Below are 18,830 nucleotides of genomic sequence, written 5' to 3'. Positions count from 1 at the left end.
TAGATTGCCGAGCAGTACGGGAGTTATTATAGTTTACGGATATCCCAAGGAGCTGCTCTGTTACGTGAGTTCAAAGGCCGCCCAAATGAACTGAGGGAGTTTTTGGATTTACCTGTTTTAAAAACTTCAGGAAACACAGACCAGAAAAGAGTTATTCAATTCAGGCCTGTGCAGGAGGAGAAAGTTTATGTTCAAAATGTTGAATCCACGGCGGTTTTATCATGCGGTGGGAAGACGCAGATTTCTGGAATTTGTCCTGCTTGCGGTATTTGTCCTGTTTTTTTACGGTCCGCTGCTCAACATGCTGATGTTGGCTTTTGCCAATGAGTACAATGTGCCGCATGTCCTGCCAGAACAGTGGGGGACTGAATGGTGGGGGTATGTTTTTGGACAGGAGAGCCTGGTATCTTCTATGATTCAATCCTTTATTGTCGCCATTTCCACAACAATTATTTCTATGGTTTTCTGTATTCCGGCTGCATATTCCATTGCTAGGTTTAAGTATCGGGGACGGAAAATTTTTATGTTGTCATTCCTTTTGACCAATGCATTTCCGAAACTGGGAATCTATACTTCCATCGCAGTTTTGTTTTATAAATATGGTCTGATGGGTACGTATCCGGGCGTTATCATTATCCATATGATTAACTCCATGATGTTTATGGTATGGCTGCCTTCCAACGCGTTCCGCAACGTACACCGGCAGCAGGAAGAGGCTGCCCGTGATGTGGGAGCAGGCCCGATTCGTACTTTTTTTAAAGTAACCTTCCCCATGGCCATGCCGGGAATCGCAGTGGCGACGCTGTACACCTTCCTGGGGTCCATGGAAGAGGCACAGGGAACTATGTTGGTGGGGCTTGCCCGAATTCAGACCATGCCCGTGGCAATGTATGGAATTGTGCTTGACAGTTCCGCTGTTCAGATTGGTGCGGTGTTTGCAATTTTGCTGATTATCCCCTCTGCGGTGATGATTTTCCTCATGAGAAAATTCATTGGACCAGAGGCCATTGCAGGCGGATTTAAGATGAAATAAGAAAAGTTTTGGGAGGAAAGATATTCATGAGCAATATGATGACAGGCAGCAAAAAGGCCGCAGCGGCTGGTACTGCTGCAGAGAAGCGGAAAGTAAAATTGGAAATTAAAGATATGACCAAGCATTATGATAACGGAGACGGCGTTGAAAATATCAACTTGAAGATTTATGAGGGCGAGATCGTGACCTTTTTGGGTCCCTCCGGTTGTGGAAAGTCCACAATCCTCCGGACCATTGGGGGATTTCTGGATGTGACTTCCGGCGATATTCTCATTGATGGACAGTCCATCGTGAATCTGCCCCCAGAAAACCGTCCTACTGCCATGGTTTTCCAGAGCTATAACCTGTGGCCTCATATGACTGTTTACGAGAATCTGGCATTCGGTCTGAAGCTTCGCAAGATTCCGAAAAAAACTATGGACGAGGATATTAGAAAAATCCTGGCGCTGGTTTCTATGAGCGGAACCGAGAAAAAATATCCCGGACAGTTGTCTGGTGGTCAGCAGCAGCGTATTGCCATTGCTAGATCCCTGCTTCTGAAACCGGCCCTTTTGCTTCTGGACGAACCTTTCTCCGCACTTGATGCCAAAATCCGTCAGCAGATGCGCGAAGAACTGAAAAGAATCCAGAGTAGCCTGGGAATCACTGTAATCTTCGTAACTCACGACCAGGAAGAGGCAATGGCCATTTCTCACCGAATTGTAGTTATGAATAAAGGGAAGTTCGATCAGGTGGGAACACCGGATGAGATTTATGATCAGCCGGCAACTCTCCATGTGGCATCCTTTATCGGAGAGATGAACTTTATCAAGAAAGACAATTACACCATCGCGGTACGGCCGGAGGATCTGCTGGTGGATAACGAAAAGGGTGAAATTGAGGGAACAGTAAGTACTATTATGCTGATGGGCCATTATGTACTGATTATGGTTCAGGTGGGCAGTAATATAGTCAAATGCTATGTAAATCGTGAGATTGGTGATCAGCAGAAGGAAGGTAAGAAAGTGAAATTGACCGTCAGTAAGTCTACGCATTTTCCATTAAGCGCCTGATTTGCATAATATTTGAGTGGTACGGGAAACGGTATTTTTCCTCTGCGGAAGACTTATATCTATATATAAAAGAAAGGATGAAAGAGATGAAAAGACTGAAAGTAAAATCATTGCTGGCACTGACAATGGCCGGTGTGCTGGCAGCATGTATGGCAGGCTGCGGGGAATCCAGAAAATCAGGAGAGATTTCTGAGGCTTCTGCCGCCGGAGAGAAATCCACTGTAACTATCTGGGCAACGGGTTCTGATAATGTACGTCAGGTATACGAGGCGCTGATTGAGGATTTCAACAATAACTCCGATTATGCGGATCAGTATACTGCCAAATTGCAGTTTATGCTGAGCGGTACGGGGACTCAGTCTATGACCGATATGCTGGCTGCCGCTTATCAGGCAAAGCAGACAAATACGGATTATGACCTGGTAGATTTGGGAGGTGATGATCTTTCTGCTGTAATTGCCAGGATGGGAGAGGAAGCATTTGTAAAGCTGGATGATTCCAAGATTCCCAATGCGGAGAGAGTATCCGGAAAGAGCAGTGTAGCTACTGATTACGTACAGCCCTACAGAGGAACCACTGTAGTCCTGGCATATGATTCGGAGGTGGTGGAAACTCCGCCGGCAACCATGGATGAGCTGGTTAATTGGATGAAGGAAAATCCAGGCCGTTTCGCTTACAATGCACCTGGAACCGGTGGAGCAGGAGATTCTTTTGCACGTACCGTTGTATACAACTTATTGCCTGAAGAGGCTATAACTTCTGATGATCCCAGCTGGAAAGAACAGTGGGACAAGGGATTTCAGCTCCTGACAGACATGCATCCGTATATGTATACTTCAGGTGGGAGTATTGTATACCCTAACAAGAACCAGGGAGCATTGGATCTGCTGAATCAGGGTGAAATCGATATTTGTCCTATGTGGGCCGACATGGTGTTGTCCCAGAGAACAGAGGGAACTTTGAAAGACACTATCAAGATTTCTCAGATTGATCCTTCATTTACCGGTTCGCTCCAGTCTCTGGCAATACCTACGTTTGGATCCAATGAGGAAGGAGCTTATGTGTTCATAAATTATATGCTGACAGACGCTGCCCAGGAGATTTTGGTAAAAAAGATGGCGGCTATTCCTCTGGTAGATACAAGCAATCTGGATATGACCGGATTTGAGGATGTTATGAATCTGGATGTAAGCAGCTTCCGCATCATGTCCATCGGAGATTTGGGAACTGATTTCAATGCCCGCTGGGACAGCGAGATTGGAACACTGGGATAAGTCAGGAAAGGATTGAAACATGAGTAAAGATCTAAAAAAAAATTTGATGGCTTATGTGATGGTGCTTCCGGCATTCCTGGTGGTGATACTGACGGTGGCCTACCCGATTGTGACGGCCGTGAATCAAAGCTTTCACAACAGTGAGACAGGAGATTTTACCTTGGCCAATTACACCTATTTCTTTACGGACAAGGCTCAGAGAAATAACTTGCTGTATACCCTTTATATTGTGGCAGTGACAGTGGTGATTGCTATTGCGGTAGCTTATCTGCTGGCATTGTATCTGAGATTCATAAAATCAAGAATTTCCAAAACCATCGGTATGCTGTACCTTCTGCCACGCTTTGTGCCGTCCATGTGTGCTGTGTACGCCATGATTACTATTATCCGTGACAGTGGCCTGATTAACCGGATTGGACAGCTTCTCGGTGTGGATATCAATATGGGAATGATGTATCACGCTAGCGGAATTATCACCATGAATCTGTGGTTCAATATTCCATTTGCTGCTATGATGATCGCAGCGGGCCTTAGCGGAATCCCCGATTCCATTATCGAGGCAGCCAGCGATGTGGGTGCTGGCAAACTGAGAATTTTTTGGAACATGATCCTGCCCTTGTCTTTAAAGGATGTGGTGGTAGCAGCTACTTTTGTGTTCATGTCCAACGTGAGTTCCTTTACCACCCCTTACCTGATGGGAGGGAACGCACCGAAGATGCTGGGCATCTCCTTGTATGATCAGTTTAACAGATACATGGACTATAACCGGTCTGCGGCGTTGTCTGTGATCATGTTCCTAATCTGTTCAGTATCTGCTGCTGTATATATCTACTCAAATCTGAAAGAAAACGATTGGGAGAAGTAAATAAAGTGAAGAATGGAATAACATTGATTACAGCACATTCCGGTGCAGACGGAACCTGTGAAAACAGTATGGAATTTGTTTATTATGCACTGACCACCTCTGCGGATGTCCTGGAATTGGATGTGCGTAGGGACAAGGACCATAACCTGGTTATTGCTCATGATGAGACTGACGGCGGGGCAGTCAGTCTCCGGGATGTTTTTATGGTTATGAGAAAGCATACCGAAATGCGTATGAACTGCGATTTAAAAGAATATGGACTAGAACTGCCGGTATTGAGACTGGCAGAAGAGTGCGGGCTGTCCCCGGAACAGATACTGTATTCCGGAAGTGTTAGACCTCTGCGGATGGCGGAACCCTGCCCCTGGAGGGAGGTAGAGGTCTACTGGAATGTGGAAGAATGTATTCCGGACTTTTGCGGGGATACTGGTCCGGATCATCCGAAAGATATCAGCACGGAGAGTACAGCCGAAAAACTGGTAGCCGCCTGCCGGGTTTGCGGAATCAGCACTGTAAATATCTGCGAAAAATTTCTCAATGAAAGCTTTCTTTCCGTAATGGAGAAAAATGGGATCGGGATTTCCACTTGGACGGTCAATGAACCTGTCCGAATCCGCCAGCTGCTGGGAATAGGAATACGCAACATCACTACCCGAAATCTGAAAGAGGCCCTCATGCTGCGCCGGGAAGGAAAAGTGTTATGATTCTTCTCAGAGAGTGTTACCGGTGGAAACCGGAAGATTCAAAAACCAATGTGAGGTTTTCTTTTGAGTGTCCCGAGGAGGTTATATGCATTCGTATTCTTTTCAGTTTTGAACCAGACGCACTGACGGTACCGGAGGCCTGCCTCCCCATGATAGACAGGGCTGTCCGCCGATATTATGATGGAAGAGGTTTGGAGTATGATCAGATTTCTCCGGAAAGTATCGGCTCTCTGAAAAACTTAATTACGATTTCTCTGTCAAAAGACGGAAGTTATCTGGGAAATGCTCACCGCTGGCAGAAAAATCAAGTACATGAGATTACCAAGACGAAAGCTGCCCCCGGGTTTGTATGCCCACCCAGGGTGGCAGGAGAATGGGAGGGCATGATTCACCTGCATGCAGTTTGCACGTTGAAATGTGAAGGCAGACTGATTATAGAAGGGAGGGTGTCCGATGCGTTGGTATCCGGTTGAGCTTCACACGCATACCTGTCACAGCGACGGAACTTTTACCGTGGAGGAACTGGTGCAGGCTGCAAAGATGAAAGGCTACCGGGCGCTGGCCCTCACAGATCACAACACGGCCTCCGGTACACCCGAACTGATTGAAGTGGCCAGAGAGCAGGGAATCCTTCCGGTTCGCGGACTGGAGTGGACGACTTATTACGGCCATATGGTGGTACTGGAGGAGAACGGCTATACGGACTGGAGAGACGTAAAGCCGAATGAAATAGACGAGGCCATCCAATCGATTCATAAAAACGGCGGAATTGTGGGCATTGCCCATCCTTTTTCCTTGTCCGATCCGATTAATACCGGATATCACTGGGCATTTCAGATAAAGGATTGGTCTCTGCCCGATTATATAGAGGTATGGAGCCGGAATTATGCGCCCCGCCGTCTGCAGAGTCTGCGAGCTTTTGAACTCTGGGATAAGCTTCTGTCAGAAGGCTATCGAATCACTGCCATGACTGGACGGGACTGGCATAAAGATGACTGCTTTCCCTGCTGCTATACCTGGGTGGGAACGGAAGAAGAGTTGACGGTGAAAGCAGTTATGGATGCCGTCAGAGGTGGAAACATCTGCCTAACTGCAGGCCCTCTTCTGACTATGGAAGCGGTTACGGGAGGAAGAACGATCCCCTGCGGGGGAATTATTCCGGCGGGTGAAAAAGAACTGGAGCTGTATTTACAGATTCAGTCGGATGTATTACCTGGTGTCTGGGAAAAGAAGCAGGTTCGCGCCGGGGAGATTCGCCTGATTGCCGACGGAAATGAAGTGGATCGATTTCCGGCAGGTGTTTCCTGTATTCGTAGGGTAAGAGTACCGGAAAAATGGCTGCGTGCGGATTTATTCGGAAGCTATTACGGATTGGAAGACTGTAGGATTGCACTGACGAATCCCGTATATGTGGAGTAATGCAGCAAGCCAATAGAATAAATCCAAACGCGGTTCCATCCGATAAAGAAAAAACAGGGGACAGAAATACCTACTGAGACAAGATGTCATTAATGATACCTTGTCTCATACTTTCTATAAGTACTGTTAAATTCGGTTTAGGTGTTATTACAATTTGGCCATCCAGTTCGGACAAGTCACACGCTGTCCGTCGCAGTATTGAGTGAGAATAGGCTGTCTTACGCCCGGTCTTGAGAGATAGTCAGCGAACAATTCATCCACAACCTGGGAGATGCTGTCAAAGATATTCCTGCCGTTCATCCACTTGTGGTCAAAAGCAGTGGAGGAGGTGATAGTAAAATCATAGCCCTTGTTGCGGTACCATTCGGTATAGACACGGTTCAGGGTAAAGGACATGATCGCCAGCACATTGGCCCGGATGGTCTCCGTGGGCCATGTGGCGTAAATCTCACTGGAAGCCACGTTTTTGATGTAATCCCGGTAACGCACATAATAATTCTGGGCAGTGGGGTCTGTGGGGGCGCCGTCATGCACCACTATGAACTCCGGTATGACCACCCGGCTCAGAACGATCTCTCCGGATTCATCCATGGGTTTGATCTCATCCTCGGGTATCTTTTCCGGATATGTGCCGAACAGGGTATGTGCCGGAATGACAATACTCTGAAAGGTGTTTTCCGGCGTCTGAGCCTGAAGCCTTGCTGTCTGCAGCGCGGTGACTTCGGGCAGTATTTCCGCGCCGGAGATATCCACAGGTTCAAACCCCTCCGCTTCGATGTGGAAGGTGTATTCTGCGTAGGGCTGGTACTCAGAAGGCTCCATGCTGTACTCCAGGGGCGGTGCGGGAAGGAGGATTTTTTCTGTCAGCCCGTTGGCATCCGTTTTCAGCTCATCAATGACAGAAGAAGGGTCTCCTGTATAGGAGATATCTATTGTGGCGTTTTCAATAGGAGTATTCCTGATGGCGGAGAGCACGGAAATCCTCAGCCCCCCTTCATCCGGGTGGTCCGTCTGCATGGCTCTAATGGGAAAATAATTCATAGGTAAAACCTCATGGCAGTTCGTTGGTTTAGGATATGCAGGCAAATGAAAAATGTGACAGAATGATTGACAGAAACCTTTCTTTGTGCTAGAGTGTGATTCGATATAAAGATTTACGGACTGGAGGGCAGATCATCATGAAAAAGATGCAGAGTGTTTGTTATATGGTTGCATTCTTTCTTTGTGTTCTGTGCCTCTTTTTTGTTTTCTCACAGAGACAGGACAGCAGAGGCGCGGAGGGCGGACCTAGAGACATCACCGGTCAGACAGCCATCACCCGGGCCGGTCATGGGGAATACCCGGACTGCTTTCAAAAAGAAGAAACGTTTTCACGCCCCAATCTCGGAGAGAATAAGGGAGAAGAGGATCATTTCCTCAGGCTTCTTCCTTTGTTTTTGGTACTATTTTCCTGTGCCCTTGTTTTTCTGTTTTCCGGAGAGACAAAGGCTTCTCTTTATGCCTTTTTCAGGCTCAGCTTTCTGCTGAACGATCCCCCTTTAAAACGGATATTTATTGTCCAGTACAAGGACGGAAAGAAGAGACTTCCCCTTTTTATCTGATTTATAAAAAATGAAAAGTAGCGTTTCAGCGGCTCTATGGGTACGGAAGCGTTACGATCAGAACAGAAAGCAGGGAAATCATGAAAAATAAAAAAACACATATTTGGATAGCACTGGGAATCATTGCTGTCTTTCTTTTCATTGCCTTTTTTGGCTGTGGAAGTGATATAAAAGGAATCCGGGATATGCGGTTCGGCATTGACATCAAGGGCGGCGTGGAGGCTGTTTTTGAGCCGGTGGGAATCACAAAAAAGCCCACACCCCAGGAACTGGAAGCTGCCAGAAATATCATGGAAGGACGGCTGGATGCCAAAAATATCCTGGACCGGGAAGTGACTGTGGAGAAGCAGGAGGGCAGGATACTTGTCAGGTTCCCCTGGAAATCCGATGAAAAAGACTTTGATCCCCAGCAGGCCATAGCGGAACTGGGAGAGACGGCAAAACTGACCTTCCGGGATGAAAACAACAAGGTGCTGGTGGAAGGACAGGATGTTTCCAGCAGCTCTGTGGTACAGAGCAGGGATACAAGGGCATATGAGGTAGAGCTTCATTTTAACAAAAACGGCACGGAGAAGTTCGCCAAAGCTACGCAGGATAATCTTGGAAAGAATATAGGGATCTATATGGATGACACTCTGATCTCAAATCCTGTGGTACAGCAGAAAATAGAAGGGGGAGAGGCAGTCATAAACGGCATGGCATCCAGGGATGAGGCACAGGCGCTCTCTGATAAGATCAATGCAGGCGCCCTTCCGTTTTCCATGAAGACCAGCAATTACAATACCATCAGCCCCACACTGGGAGGCCGGGCCTTAACATCCATGGTGGCTGCCGCGGTGACGGCTATGGTTTTGGTGTGCCTGTTTATGAGCTTTTACTATAGACTGCCCGGGATACTGAGCTGCATCACGCTGCTGTTTCAGATGTCCTTGCAGGTGCTGGCCATATCGGTTCCTCAGTATACCATTACACTGCCGGGAATCGCGGGGCTGATTCTCTCAGCAGGTATGGCGGTAGATGCCAATATCATCATAAGTGAGCGTATCAGTGAGGAGCTGATGCATGGCTTATCGGTAAAGGCAGCAGTCAAAAAGGGATATCAGCGGGCTTTCTCCTCTGTGCTGGACGGCAATCTCACCACAGCGGCTGTGGCTGTTATACTTATGATATTCGGTTCGGGAACGATGCTGAGCTTTGGCTATACCCTGCTTACCGGAGTTGTGATCAACCTGTTTGCGGGCGTATGGATGTCCAGGACTATGCTCACCTCTGTGGTGCAGTATGAATTTTTTAAACGTCCATCCATGTTCCGCAGGAAAAAGGAGAAAAAGATCCTGGATTTTTCAGGAAAGCGGAAATGGATCTTTTTATTTACAGCCTGTGTGCTCCTTACAGGAACCATACTTAGCTCGGTAAACGGTATGAAGCTGGATACACAGTTCACAGGAGGTGTGATCCTGAAATATACGTGTTCGGGGAAGGCCGATACAGAAAAGCTGAGAGAGGATGTGGAGGCAGTGCTGGACCGGCCTGCCAATATCCAGATCACAGAGGACCCGGCAAGCAGGCAGCAGAAACTGGCGGTGACTTTGGCCGGCAACAAGGGGATTTCACCAGAGGAGCAGCAGGAAGTGACAAAAGCACTGAACGGGGAGGAGGGACAGGAATACAAGCTGTCGGAGACTTACGCGGTGGAGCCTTATATTGGGGCAAAGGCATTGAAAAATTCCATCATTGCCATTGTACTTTCCGCCCTGTTTATTGTCATATATATAAGGATACGGTTTTCCGCTATGTCCGGGCTTGCAGCGGGTATCACAGCAGTTGCGGCACTTCTGCACGACATTCTCATTGTGGTGTTTGTGTTCGGCGTGTGCAGGATTCCGGTGAACGATGCCTTTGTGGCAGTGACGCTGACCATTATCGGCTATTCCATCAATGACACCATCGTTTTGTACGACAGGATCAGGGAGAACCGGAAGAACAGTAAAAAAGGAGAGACGCTGGCAAAGCTGGTGGACAGAAGCATCACAGAAACTCTGGGGCGTTCTGTCAATACGGCATTTACGGTTGTGGCGTGCGTGTTCATTATTTTTCTGTTCTCCGTATTTTACCATATAGAATCCATTCAGGTATTTTCCCTTCCGCTTTTGGCGGGGATGATCAGCGGATGCTACTCCTCTGTATGCATTGCAGGCCCTCTCTGGGTGTGCTGGGAAGAGCATAAGCAGAAAAAGAAGAAATAAAGGAAAAGGGTGTTTGAGATGAAGGAAACACAGAGAGAGACAGGAATACCTTTCAGTGCAGGTGCGGTCCTGATTTCTGTGGGAGTGGTTTACGGGGATATCGGAACCTCTCCCATGTATGTTATGAAATCCATTATAGCAGGAAACGGGGGAATGGCCGGGATGGGAGAGAACGTCATATACGGAGCGCTCTCCCTGGTCATATGGACCATTATCCTGCTGACAACAGTCAAATACGTACTGATCGCCATGCAGGCGGATAACCATAATGAGGGCGGCATTTTTGCCCTGTTCAGTCTGGTGAAAAAATGTGGAAAATGGCTGGTCTTTCCCGCTATGATAGGAGGAGCCGCGCTGCTGGCGGACGGTATTTTAACACCGGCGGTGACAGTCACAACAGCCATTGAAGGCCTCAGGAGCATTCCGTGGGTCTACGCAGTGCTGGGAAAGGATCAGGATAAGATCGTGGTCATAACCCTGGTGATCATCGCTGTGCTTTTTTTGGTGCAGAAAGCGGGAACCAGCTCCATTGGAAAAGCGTTTGGGCCGGTCATGACCCTGTGGTTTCTGTTCCTGGCAGCAGCCGGGTGCTTTCATATCATGGGAAATCCGGGGATCATCCGGGCGCTGAATCCATTGTGGGCCTTGAAGATCCTGGTAAGCCCTGATAACCGTATGGGATTCATGATCCTTGGAAGCGTGTTTTTAGCCACCACAGGGGCAGAGGCACTGTATTCGGATATGGGGCATGTGGGCAGGCAGAACATCTATGCCAGCTGGCCTTTTGTGAAGGTGTGCCTGATCCTGAACTATCTTGGACAGGGAGCCTGGATGCTCTCAAACCGCACTGGTGAAAGCCTGGAGGCAATACCGGATATGAATCCGTTTTTTGAAATGCTGCCTGAGGAGATACGGCCTGTGGGGGTGATGCTGGGAACGGCTGCTGCGATCATCGCGTCCCAGGCTCTGGTCACAGGTTCCTTCACTCTTGTTTCTGAGGCCAGCAGGCTGGATCTGATGCCTCATATGCAAATCGTGTACCCATCCATGATCAAGGGGCAGATATTTATCCCATTGGTGAATCTGGTACTGTGGGTCTCCTGTTCTCTGCTGGTGCTCTATTTCAGGACCAGTGCCCATATGGAAGCAGCATACGGTCTTGCGATCACACTTACCATGCTGATGACCACCCTGTTATTGTTTGTTTACCTGAACAGGATCAGGAAAAAGTCTTGGTCTTCCTGGCTGTTTCTGCTGTTTTTCGGAGGACTGGAGGGAACCTTTTTCCTTTCCAGCCTGAGCAAATTTCAAAGGGGCGGCTATGTGGCCTTGTTTATCGCTGCTGTGCTCTTTGGAATTATGGTAGTGTGGTACAGAGGAACCGCCATAGAGAATTCTCAGGCGGTTTATCTGAAAGTCCGGGATTTTGTGGGACAGTTGGGCAGGCTGAAAGAGGATACCAGTATACCGATCCAGACGGATAATCTGGTTTATATCACAAAAGAAACACGGGTTGAGGAATTGGACCGGGATATTCTGTATTCTGTTCTGGACCGTCCAAAGCGCGCCAAAGCTTACTGGTTCATCAATATACAGGTCACAGACCAGCCCTATACCAGAGAGTATACGGTGGAGAATTTCGGAACGGATCATATATTCAAAATCCAGCTCCGTCTGGGGTTTAAAGTGGACCAGAGGATCAATGTGTATTTGAGGCAGATCGTGGAGGAGTTGATCGACAGCAATGAACTTCCCTCCCAGGAACCGAAATATTCCATCTATAAGGACGGTGAGGTGGGCAGCTTCCAGTTCTGCCTGATCCGGAAACTGCTCATACCGGAAAGTGATATCTCTCCTGCAGGGCGCGCTGCTGTCTCATTGAAATATGCCATACGCCGAGTGGCCGGCTCCTCTGCCAGATGGTATGGCCTGGAAAATTCTGCCTTGATCCTGGAATATGTTCCGCTTTTCATTAAGATGAAAAATCTGCGTCCCCTCAGGCGGATCTGATTGTTAAAATATGAATAAGTAAATGCAAAATAAAAGTTTATATTAAAACTATAAAAATAGTCATAAATAAGATATGGATACGCACTGACATTTCCTGCAAAATAGTAAAAAAGACTAACTATTAAAGAAAGTCAATAAATAGTTTCAAAAACAGAGATGTTTTGAGTATAGTGGCGATGACTTATTCATCGCAATCAGTACCTTGAAAATTGCATGACAAATAGAGCATCGAGTATGATGCTCTGACAAGAAGATATGATGTTGGAAGAATTAGATTGCTTTTTGGTATTGCTGTCCAGTGCGTTCGAGATGATAAATTAGCCGAACTAGTTTCTTGGTCGCGTGAGACATTGCAACATAGTAATGCTTGCCTTCAGCTCGTTTCTTGGCAAGATAAGCCTTGTAGGTTGGATCCCATAGACAAACATATGCGGTTGCATTAAACAGAGCATATCTAAGGTATCTAGAACCACGTTTTTCCATTCTGGCATAACAGTTATCTAACTGGCCGGATTGATAGGTAGAAGGCGACATTCCTGCATAAGCAAGGATCTTATCTGGAGAGTCGAATTGGCTAAAGTCACCTATTTCAGCAATAATCATGGCACCCATTCGATAGCTGATTCCAGGAATGCTAAGGATTGGAGAATTGATTTCATCCATGATGACTTTAATCTCGTTTTCAATCTCTTCGATTTCAGAATCTAGCTCTCTAATGAGCTTAATGGTGTGCTTTAATTCAAGCGATTTAGCTGGCATATTTGAACCGATAGAGGTTCTTGCAGCCTCTCTAAAAGCGATAGAGGTTTCTTTTGTGTAGTGGCCTTTAGATGCGGTTTCAAGAAGATTTGAAAGTCTTGTGAGATGTGCATTAGCTACCTGTTTTGCACCAGGAAATTCGTAGAGTAACTCATAAACAGAATTCTGATGAAGTGTTGGAACAAGCTTTTCTAACTCAGGGAAAAGGATACATACAAGACGGGATATAGATGTTTTAAGCTTCGCGCGTTCTTTAACTTTATCAAAACGATAGCGAGTAAGTGACTTAAGCTCTTCGTTGTGATACGATGTGTCTGAGTAGGACTTTAAGTTCACGTCAGACATTAGCATAGAAGCAATTGTATGGGCATCAACTTTATCCGTTTTCGTCTGTCTAAGGCTTAGACTTTTTCTGTACAGATTAGTATGTAACGGGTTGATAACAAAGGTGGCCAGACCTTTATCAAGCAGATATCCGAGAAGATTGTAACTATAGTGTCCAGTGGCTTCTAGGCCTACTTTTACTTTAGAAGCATCTTCCATAACGGATTCTATTTTCTGATAAAGCTCGTCGAACCCATCGAGATTGTTTTTGATGGTAAAAGCCTTGAAAAGGACTTCGCCATCAGAGTTTGTGATAAAGCAATCATGCTTATCTTTTGCGACATCAATTCCTACGTAAATCATATAGGACCTCCTGATATAAAGTATTGATACTGTCTTAAGATCCACAGGGCTCCTTGCAATCGTAACCTACTTCTTGATAAACCGTCATGCGGTAACTAACTGATTAACAAATAAACAAAGAGACTGTGGTTGGAGCCTTTTTTAAACCATCAAGTGGTAGGAGGTGATAACCAATCCACAGTATCTTAAAATAGCATAGTCAAACCTGTAGAAAAGGTAAAGAAAGACTATGACTTTATATAATAGTAGGAGGAAATGACATGAGCGAAAATATCAATGCACAATTAATGGAGCTGGGGCTTAACATAGCCTATTACAGAAAACTGAAAGGGATGACACAGGCACAGCTCGCGCAGGAAGTTGGTATCAGCAGGACACATATCAGCAATATTGAAGCACCTAAGATGGCCACACAAATTTCAGTGGAAACACTGCTGAAAGTGGCTGATGTACTGGACATTAAGACATGGAAACTGTTCGCATTCCGCAGCGATATCAATATATTATAAAGGGATGAGAAAAATACTGATATTTGTTGTTGAAAAATACCATTGGAAGCGCTAAAATAGGAATCAGATAAGAGACAGAAAGGACAAAGAATTTATGAAACGTTCAGAAATCAATGCAGCGCTGAAAGAGATGGAGGAGATGGTCAACAAGTGCTGTTTCAAGCTTCCGCCATTCTGCAATTTTACACCACAAGACTGGAAGGAAAAAGGCGGCGAGTACGACGAGATCCGTGATAATATGCTGGGCTGGGACATCACAGATTACGGCCTGGGCAGGTTTGATGAGGTGGGATTTTCCCTCATTACCCTTAGAAACGGCAACCTGAAAATGGACAAGTATACAAAGACCTATGCAGAAAAGCTGCTGTACATAAAAGAGGGACAGATGGCCCCTATGCACTTCCACTGGAACAAGATGGAAGATATTATCAACAGAGGAGGCGGCAATGTTCTGATCCGTGTATATAACTCCACAGAGGACGGCCAGTTTGCTGACACGGATGTGACGGTAAACTGTGACGGCAGGGAATTCACAGTACCTGCGGGAACCCAGGTTAAGCTGCAGCCCGGTGAGAGTATTACGGTCTATCCGTACATGTACCATGATTTTGAACTGGAGCCAGGCACAGGCCCGGTACTTTTAGGTGAAGTTTCTATGTGCAATGACGATGAAAATGATAACCGTTTTTATGAGCCTATCGGAAGATTTCCTGAGATAGAGGAAGACGAGGCACCATACCGTCTGCTCTGTACAGAATATCCGAAGGCAGAATAAAGCTCGAGGAGAATTGAGACAAAGAGCTGTCAGGCCGGAGAGAGGAATTCTTTCCGGCTGGACAGCTTTTGTTTGTGAAACCTTTACTATGTTACTGCCGGCGCCCGGGGAAGTGCCGGTGAGAAAAAACGGAGGATTTTTACATATGGCAAAATACATAATGGCCTTGGACGCAGGAACAACAAGCAACCGATGTATTCTTTTTAACGAGAAGGGCGAGATGGTGAGTGTGGCCCAGAAGGAATTTACACAGTATTTTCCCAAGCCGGGATGGGTGGAGCACGATGCCAGTGAAATCTGGTCCACACAGCTTGGCGTGGCTGTGGAGGCTATGCAGAAGGTAGGCGTGGAGGCAAAGGATATTGCGGGGATCGGCATCACGAACCAGAGGGAGACAGCCATCGTCTGGGATAAAAATACAGGGGAGCCGGTATATCATGCCATTGTGTGGCAGTGCAGGCGGACCTCAGAGTATTGTGACTCCCTGAAAGAGAAGGGGCTTACTGAGGTGTTCAGAGCCAAGACAGGGCTGATCATCGACGCCTATTTTTCAGGTACCAAGGTGAAGTGGATCCTGGATCATGTGGAAGGGGCCAGAGAGCGCGCCGAGAGAGGAGAACTGCTTTTCGGAACCGTGGAGACCTGGCTTATATGGAAGATGACCAAAGGTGCGGTCCATGTGACGGATTATTCCAACGCATCCAGAACACTTCTCTATAATATAAACAAGCTGGAGTGGGATGAGGAGATATTAAAAGAGCTGGGGATCCCCAGATGCATGCTGCCTGAGGTGAAGCCTTCAAGCTGCGTCTACGGCATGGCAGACGCAAGCTTTTTCGGCGGAGAGATTCCCATTGCAGGGGCTGCCGGGGATCAGCAGTCCGCTCTGTTCGGACAGACCTGTTTTTCAGAGGGAGAGGCAAAAAATACATATGGCACAGGCTGTTTTCTGCTTATGAATACAGGGGAGAAGCCTGTATTTTCAAAAAACGGGCTTGTGACCACCATAGCCTGGGGACTGGACGGCAAGGTGAACTATGCGCTGGAGGGTTCCGTGTTCGTGGCGGGAGCAGCGATCCAGTGGCTTCGGGATGAACTTCGCATAATCGACAGCGCGGAGGATTCCGAATATATGGCAAAAAAGGTGAAGGACACTCACGGCTGTTATGTGGTGCCTGCGTTTACAGGACTGGGGGCACCCTATTGGGATCAGTATGCAAGAGGGATCATTGTGGGACTTACAAGAGGGGTGAACAAATATCATATCATCCGTGCTACCCTGGAATCTCTGGCCTATCAGGTGCATGATGTGGTGAGGGCTATGGAGGCAGATTCCGGGATACCTCTTGCTTCCCTGAAGGTGGACGGCGGTGCCAGTGCCAATAATTTCCTTATGCAGACACAGGCTGATATGGTGCAGGTTCCGGTAAAGAGGCCGCAGTGTGTGGAGACCACTGCCATGGGCGCTGCGTATTTGGCAGGGCTGGCTGTGGGTTATTGGAAGGACAAGAATGAGATCGTGAAAAACTGGGAGATCGAGAGAACCTTCCATCCGGTTATCTCTATGGAAGAACGGGATAAGAAAATGAAGGGCTGGGAGCGAGCCGTGAAATGTTCTTATGGATGGGCAAAAGAAGAAGAGTAATTTAGTTGGCAGTGCCGGCAGAGTAAACAGGCAGAAGTCCCCGGATAACGGGGATTTTTGCTGTGAATGAAAATGGAAAGGAAATGTGGTATGAATAGAGAAATGATGAGGAAAACAGGCAGTATGCAGCAGATGGCATATGTGAGAAAGGTGACCTTTGAAGAAGGGGCAGCAGCGGGGCTTAGGGCTTATGAGGTGAAGGCAGGGGAACTGGCTTTTACGGTGGCTGCTGACAAATGCCTGGATATTGTGGAAATGTCATATAAGGGGATAAACCTGAATTTTCTCAGTAAACCGGGTCTTATGAACGGGCAGCGGTTTGACAGCAGCGGGTTTGAGGCTCAGAAGAGTATTATGGGAGGTATGTTTTTTACCTGCGGTACCAGCAATGTAGGCAGGCCGGATCTGACACCGGACGCACCTCTTCCCATGCATGGATATCTGCGGTCAACGCCGGCGCAGCATGTGTGTGCGGATGCTTTTTGGGATGGGGATGTGTACCACATAGTGATCTCCGGGGAAATGCGTCAGGCGGCCTTGTTTGGAGAGAATATTGTGCTGAGAAGGACTATTTCGGCAGAGCTTGGAAGCAGTGAGGTTAAAATACATGATGAGTTTGTAAATGAGGGATTCGGGGAGGAACCCTTTATGCTGCTCTACCACTGCAATGTGGGATATCCTCTGCTGGATGAGGGAAGTGTGATCGAAGTACCGGCACTGGAAACTGTGCTGAAAGGGGAGAGAGAAAAGACAAGGCTTCCCTGGAACTGTGTGGAAGCGCCGGAGGATCTGGTCCCGGAACAGGTGTTTTACCACAAAATACGGTTTGACGAGAACGGCAGGGCATGTGTTAAAGTGAAAAATCCAAAACTGGGAATGGGAATCTGTGTGGAATTTCCAGAGGAAGAGCTGCCGAATTTTACACAGTGGAAGTCCATGGCTTCAGGGGATTATGTTATAGGGCTTGAACCCTGCAACTGCCATGTGGACGGACAGAAATGGGAAGAGGAGAACGGGACCCTTCGCAGAATCAGAGCGGGGGAGAAAAAGACCGTGGAGCTGGTGATCCGGGTGGAGTGAATCAGGTGAAAAAGGAGGATATTTGTGTCATGATAAATGGGGATGAGAAGGAAGCCGGGGAGCGTCAAGTATTAAAGGAGAAGGGGAGTATAGCTGAAAGGGACAGGATGTTTGGAGAATGCCATGCACATATTTTTATGGATGGAGTGAATTACAGACATGCTGTAGAGCGGCATTTGAACGGCGTGGATGATCGCGTGATCCGGTGTCACTTTAAGAGGTATCAGGAGAAGGGCATCACCTTTGTAAGAGACGGGGGAGATGCTCTGGGAGTCTCCAAGAGGGCCAAGGAGATTGCCGGGGAGTATGGAATTGATTACAGGACGCCGATTTTCGCAATTCACCGAAAGGGGTGTTATGGGGGGATCGTGGGGATGGCGTATGAAAATTTAAAGGAATACGCAGATCTGGTAAAAGAAGTGAAAGCCCATAAGGGAGACTTTATTAAGATCATGACAACAGGTATCATGGATTTTGATACAGATGGAAGGATCACAGGGGAACCGCTGCCGTATGGGGAAGTAAAAGAGATGGTGCATATTGCACATGAAGAGGGATTTGCTGTCATGTGCCATACCAATGGTGCCGGTCCTGTGGCGGACTTGGTGAGAGCGGGAGCAGACAGTGTGGAGCATGGGAATTATGTGACAGAGGAGACACTTCAGATGATGGCGGAATCTGATATTGTCTGGGTACCCACCATCACTGTGGTGCCGAATATGTTTGGCTGCGGCAGATTTTCAGATGAACTGCTGCATGAGATTTATGAGAAGGGGAAGAGGAACATCAGGAGGGCATTAGAGCTTGGAGTGCACATGGCTTTGGGCAGTGACGCGGGAGCTTATCTGGTTCCCCATGGCCAGGGACTGCTGGATGAATGGAGATGTTTTCAGGAATGTGCGGAGGATGAAACTGTCTTAAAAGCACGTATTTTTGAGGGAGAGGAAAAAATTAGAAAAAAATTCAGATTTTTTTAGGAAAAGGTATTGACGAATACAAAATTTGGTGATATACTTTCACTTGTCGTTCGGAAGTGATAACAAAGAGCGACAGAGAAAAGCGGGAGTGCTGGAACTGGCAGACAGGCTAGACTAAGGATCTAGTGGTCGCAAGATCGTGTGGGTTCAAGTCCCATCTCCCGCATTAGAGACGCCCTGTATCTGAGAAGATA

At 47.2% G+C, this 18,830-nt stretch carries 17 protein-coding genes and 1 tRNA gene; 16 read left to right on the top strand and 2 right to left on the bottom strand.

Annotation, left to right across the window (positions count from 1 at the left end):
* Positions 1-187: 187 nt before the first annotated feature.
* From BLCOC_RS17325 to BLCOC_RS17295, 7 genes are all read left to right on the top strand, one after another.
* Entirely contained in the window at positions 188-1,033 is an 846-nt protein-coding gene (locus tag BLCOC_RS17325; protein ID WP_115622885.1) for an ABC transporter permease, read from the top strand.
* Between the two features lie 26 nt (positions 1,034-1,059).
* Positions 1,060-2,085: an ABC transporter ATP-binding protein gene (locus tag BLCOC_RS17320; protein WP_207660197.1), complete on the top strand. Its 1,026-nt coding sequence runs from the start codon at positions 1,060-1,062 to the stop codon at positions 2,083-2,085.
* Between the two features lie 86 nt (positions 2,086-2,171).
* Positions 2,172-3,359: an extracellular solute-binding protein gene (locus tag BLCOC_RS17315; RefSeq protein WP_115622884.1), complete on the top strand. Its 1,188-nt coding sequence runs from the start codon at positions 2,172-2,174 to the stop codon at positions 3,357-3,359.
* Between the two features lie 19 nt (positions 3,360-3,378).
* On the top strand, positions 3,379-4,224 hold the full coding sequence (locus BLCOC_RS17310) for an ABC transporter permease (RefSeq protein WP_018597387.1): 846 nt from the start codon (positions 3,379-3,381) through the stop codon (positions 4,222-4,224).
* A gap of 5 nt (positions 4,225-4,229) precedes the next feature.
* On the top strand, positions 4,230-4,928 hold the full coding sequence (locus BLCOC_RS17305) for a glycerophosphodiester phosphodiesterase (protein ID WP_115622883.1): 699 nt from the start codon (positions 4,230-4,232) through the stop codon (positions 4,926-4,928).
* Positions 4,925-5,401 (top strand): hypothetical protein, encoded by a 477-nt coding sequence (locus BLCOC_RS17300; RefSeq protein ID WP_115622882.1) that lies wholly within the window; start codon positions 4,925-4,927, stop codon positions 5,399-5,401. The genes BLCOC_RS17305 and BLCOC_RS17300 overlap by 4 nt, the downstream gene beginning before the upstream one ends.
* Positions 5,382-6,347: a CehA/McbA family metallohydrolase gene (locus tag BLCOC_RS17295; RefSeq protein WP_115622881.1), complete on the top strand. Its 966-nt coding sequence runs from the start codon at positions 5,382-5,384 to the stop codon at positions 6,345-6,347. Before BLCOC_RS17300 ends, BLCOC_RS17295 begins: the two co-directional genes overlap by 20 nt.
* Positions 6,348-6,494: 147 nt before the next feature.
* On the opposite strand, the gene BLCOC_RS17290 is transcribed toward BLCOC_RS17295, so the two are convergent.
* Positions 6,495-7,388 carry a SpoIID/LytB domain-containing protein gene (locus tag BLCOC_RS17290; RefSeq protein ID WP_115622880.1) on the bottom strand — a complete coding sequence of 298 codons (894 nt, stop codon included), beginning with the start codon at positions 7,386-7,388 and terminating at the stop codon, positions 6,495-6,497.
* A 137-nt stretch (positions 7,389-7,525) separates the two neighbouring features.
* Between BLCOC_RS17290 and BLCOC_RS17285 the strand changes: the two genes are divergently transcribed.
* The 3 genes from BLCOC_RS17285 (at position 7,526) to BLCOC_RS17275 (ending at position 12,204) form a co-directional block, all read left to right on the top strand.
* Positions 7,526-7,948 carry a hypothetical protein gene (locus BLCOC_RS17285; RefSeq protein ID WP_018597392.1) on the top strand — a complete coding sequence of 141 codons (423 nt, stop codon included), beginning with the start codon at positions 7,526-7,528 and terminating at the stop codon, positions 7,946-7,948.
* Between the two features lie 80 nt (positions 7,949-8,028).
* Entirely contained in the window at positions 8,029-10,194 is a 2,166-nt protein-coding gene (gene secF, locus BLCOC_RS17280; RefSeq protein ID WP_115622879.1) for a protein translocase subunit SecF, read from the top strand.
* An 18-nt stretch (positions 10,195-10,212) separates the two neighbouring features.
* Complete coding sequence (locus BLCOC_RS17275) at positions 10,213-12,204, top strand: KUP/HAK/KT family potassium transporter (protein WP_115622878.1); 1,992 nt, start codon at positions 10,213-10,215, stop codon at positions 12,202-12,204.
* 270 nt (positions 12,205-12,474) lie between these two features.
* Here BLCOC_RS17275 and BLCOC_RS17270 read toward each other — a convergent pair whose 3' ends face one another.
* A complete protein-coding gene (locus BLCOC_RS17270; RefSeq protein ID WP_115622538.1) occupies positions 12,475-13,650 on the bottom strand; it encodes an IS110 family RNA-guided transposase in 1,176 nt (391 codons plus the stop codon).
* A 260-nt stretch (positions 13,651-13,910) separates the two neighbouring features.
* Here BLCOC_RS17270 and BLCOC_RS17265 point away from each other — a divergent pair, with 260 nt between their 5' ends.
* The 6 genes from BLCOC_RS17265 (at position 13,911) to BLCOC_RS17240 (ending at position 18,802) form a co-directional block, all read left to right on the top strand.
* The gene (locus BLCOC_RS17265) at positions 13,911-14,159 is read left to right on the top strand and encodes a helix-turn-helix domain-containing protein (protein ID WP_115622877.1); all 249 of its coding nucleotides are present in this window, start codon (positions 13,911-13,913) and stop codon (positions 14,157-14,159) included.
* 94 nt (positions 14,160-14,253) lie between these two features.
* Complete coding sequence (locus tag BLCOC_RS17260; RefSeq protein WP_115622876.1) at positions 14,254-14,934, top strand: D-lyxose/D-mannose family sugar isomerase; 681 nt, start codon at positions 14,254-14,256, stop codon at positions 14,932-14,934.
* Positions 14,935-15,079: 145 nt separating this feature from the next.
* Positions 15,080-16,579, top strand: coding sequence for a glycerol kinase GlpK (gene glpK, locus BLCOC_RS17255; RefSeq protein WP_029468633.1), 1,500 nt, complete (start codon positions 15,080-15,082; stop codon positions 16,577-16,579).
* A 90-nt stretch (positions 16,580-16,669) separates the two neighbouring features.
* On the top strand, positions 16,670-17,659 hold the full coding sequence (locus BLCOC_RS17250) for an aldose 1-epimerase family protein (protein ID WP_018597398.1): 990 nt from the start codon (positions 16,670-16,672) through the stop codon (positions 17,657-17,659).
* Positions 17,660-17,766: 107 nt separating this feature from the next.
* A complete protein-coding gene (locus BLCOC_RS17245; protein WP_115625431.1) occupies positions 17,767-18,636 on the top strand; it encodes an amidohydrolase family protein in 870 nt (289 codons plus the stop codon).
* 82 nt (positions 18,637-18,718) lie between these two features.
* Positions 18,719-18,802: transfer RNA gene (locus BLCOC_RS17240), tRNA-Leu, on the top strand.
* The last annotated feature ends 28 nt before the right edge of the window (positions 18,803-18,830 follow it).

The organism is Blautia coccoides (genome assembly GCF_034355335.1).
In the GTDB taxonomy this organism is placed as follows: Bacteria; Bacillota; Clostridia; order Lachnospirales; family Lachnospiraceae; genus Blautia; species Blautia producta.
The sequence above is the reverse complement of the archived record's forward strand: the minus strand, read 5'-3'. Positions and strand labels throughout refer to the sequence as shown.

Coding starts and splice junctions, on each gene's coding strand:
- glpK (WP_029468633.1), top strand. CDS start 15,080: ATGGCAAAATACATAATGGCCTTGGACGCAGGAACAACAAGCAACCGA.
- BLCOC_RS17290 (WP_115622880.1), bottom strand. CDS start 7,388: ATGAATTATTTTCCCATTAGAGCCATGCAGACGGACCACCCGGATGAA.
- BLCOC_RS17315 (WP_115622884.1), top strand. CDS start 2,172: ATGAAAAGACTGAAAGTAAAATCATTGCTGGCACTGACAATGGCCGGT.
- BLCOC_RS17295 (WP_115622881.1), top strand. CDS start 5,382: ATGCGTTGGTATCCGGTTGAGCTTCACACGCATACCTGTCACAGCGAC.
- BLCOC_RS17260 (WP_115622876.1), top strand. CDS start 14,254: ATGAAACGTTCAGAAATCAATGCAGCGCTGAAAGAGATGGAGGAGATG.
- BLCOC_RS17270 (WP_115622538.1), bottom strand. CDS start 13,650: ATGATTTACGTAGGAATTGATGTCGCAAAAGATAAGCATGATTGCTTT.
- BLCOC_RS17300 (WP_115622882.1), top strand. CDS start 4,925: ATGATTCTTCTCAGAGAGTGTTACCGGTGGAAACCGGAAGATTCAAAA.
- BLCOC_RS17310 (WP_018597387.1), top strand. CDS start 3,379: ATGAGTAAAGATCTAAAAAAAAATTTGATGGCTTATGTGATGGTGCTT.
- BLCOC_RS17275 (WP_115622878.1), top strand. CDS start 10,213: ATGAAGGAAACACAGAGAGAGACAGGAATACCTTTCAGTGCAGGTGCG.
- BLCOC_RS17325 (WP_115622885.1), top strand. CDS start 188: ATGTTCAAAATGTTGAATCCACGGCGGTTTTATCATGCGGTGGGAAGA.
- BLCOC_RS17320 (WP_207660197.1), top strand. CDS start 1,060: ATGAGCAATATGATGACAGGCAGCAAAAAGGCCGCAGCGGCTGGTACT.
- BLCOC_RS17285 (WP_018597392.1), top strand. CDS start 7,526: ATGAAAAAGATGCAGAGTGTTTGTTATATGGTTGCATTCTTTCTTTGT.
- BLCOC_RS17265 (WP_115622877.1), top strand. CDS start 13,911: ATGAGCGAAAATATCAATGCACAATTAATGGAGCTGGGGCTTAACATA.
- BLCOC_RS17250 (WP_018597398.1), top strand. CDS start 16,670: ATGAATAGAGAAATGATGAGGAAAACAGGCAGTATGCAGCAGATGGCA.
- BLCOC_RS17245 (WP_115625431.1), top strand. CDS start 17,767: ATGTTTGGAGAATGCCATGCACATATTTTTATGGATGGAGTGAATTAC.
- secF (WP_115622879.1), top strand. CDS start 8,029: ATGAAAAATAAAAAAACACATATTTGGATAGCACTGGGAATCATTGCT.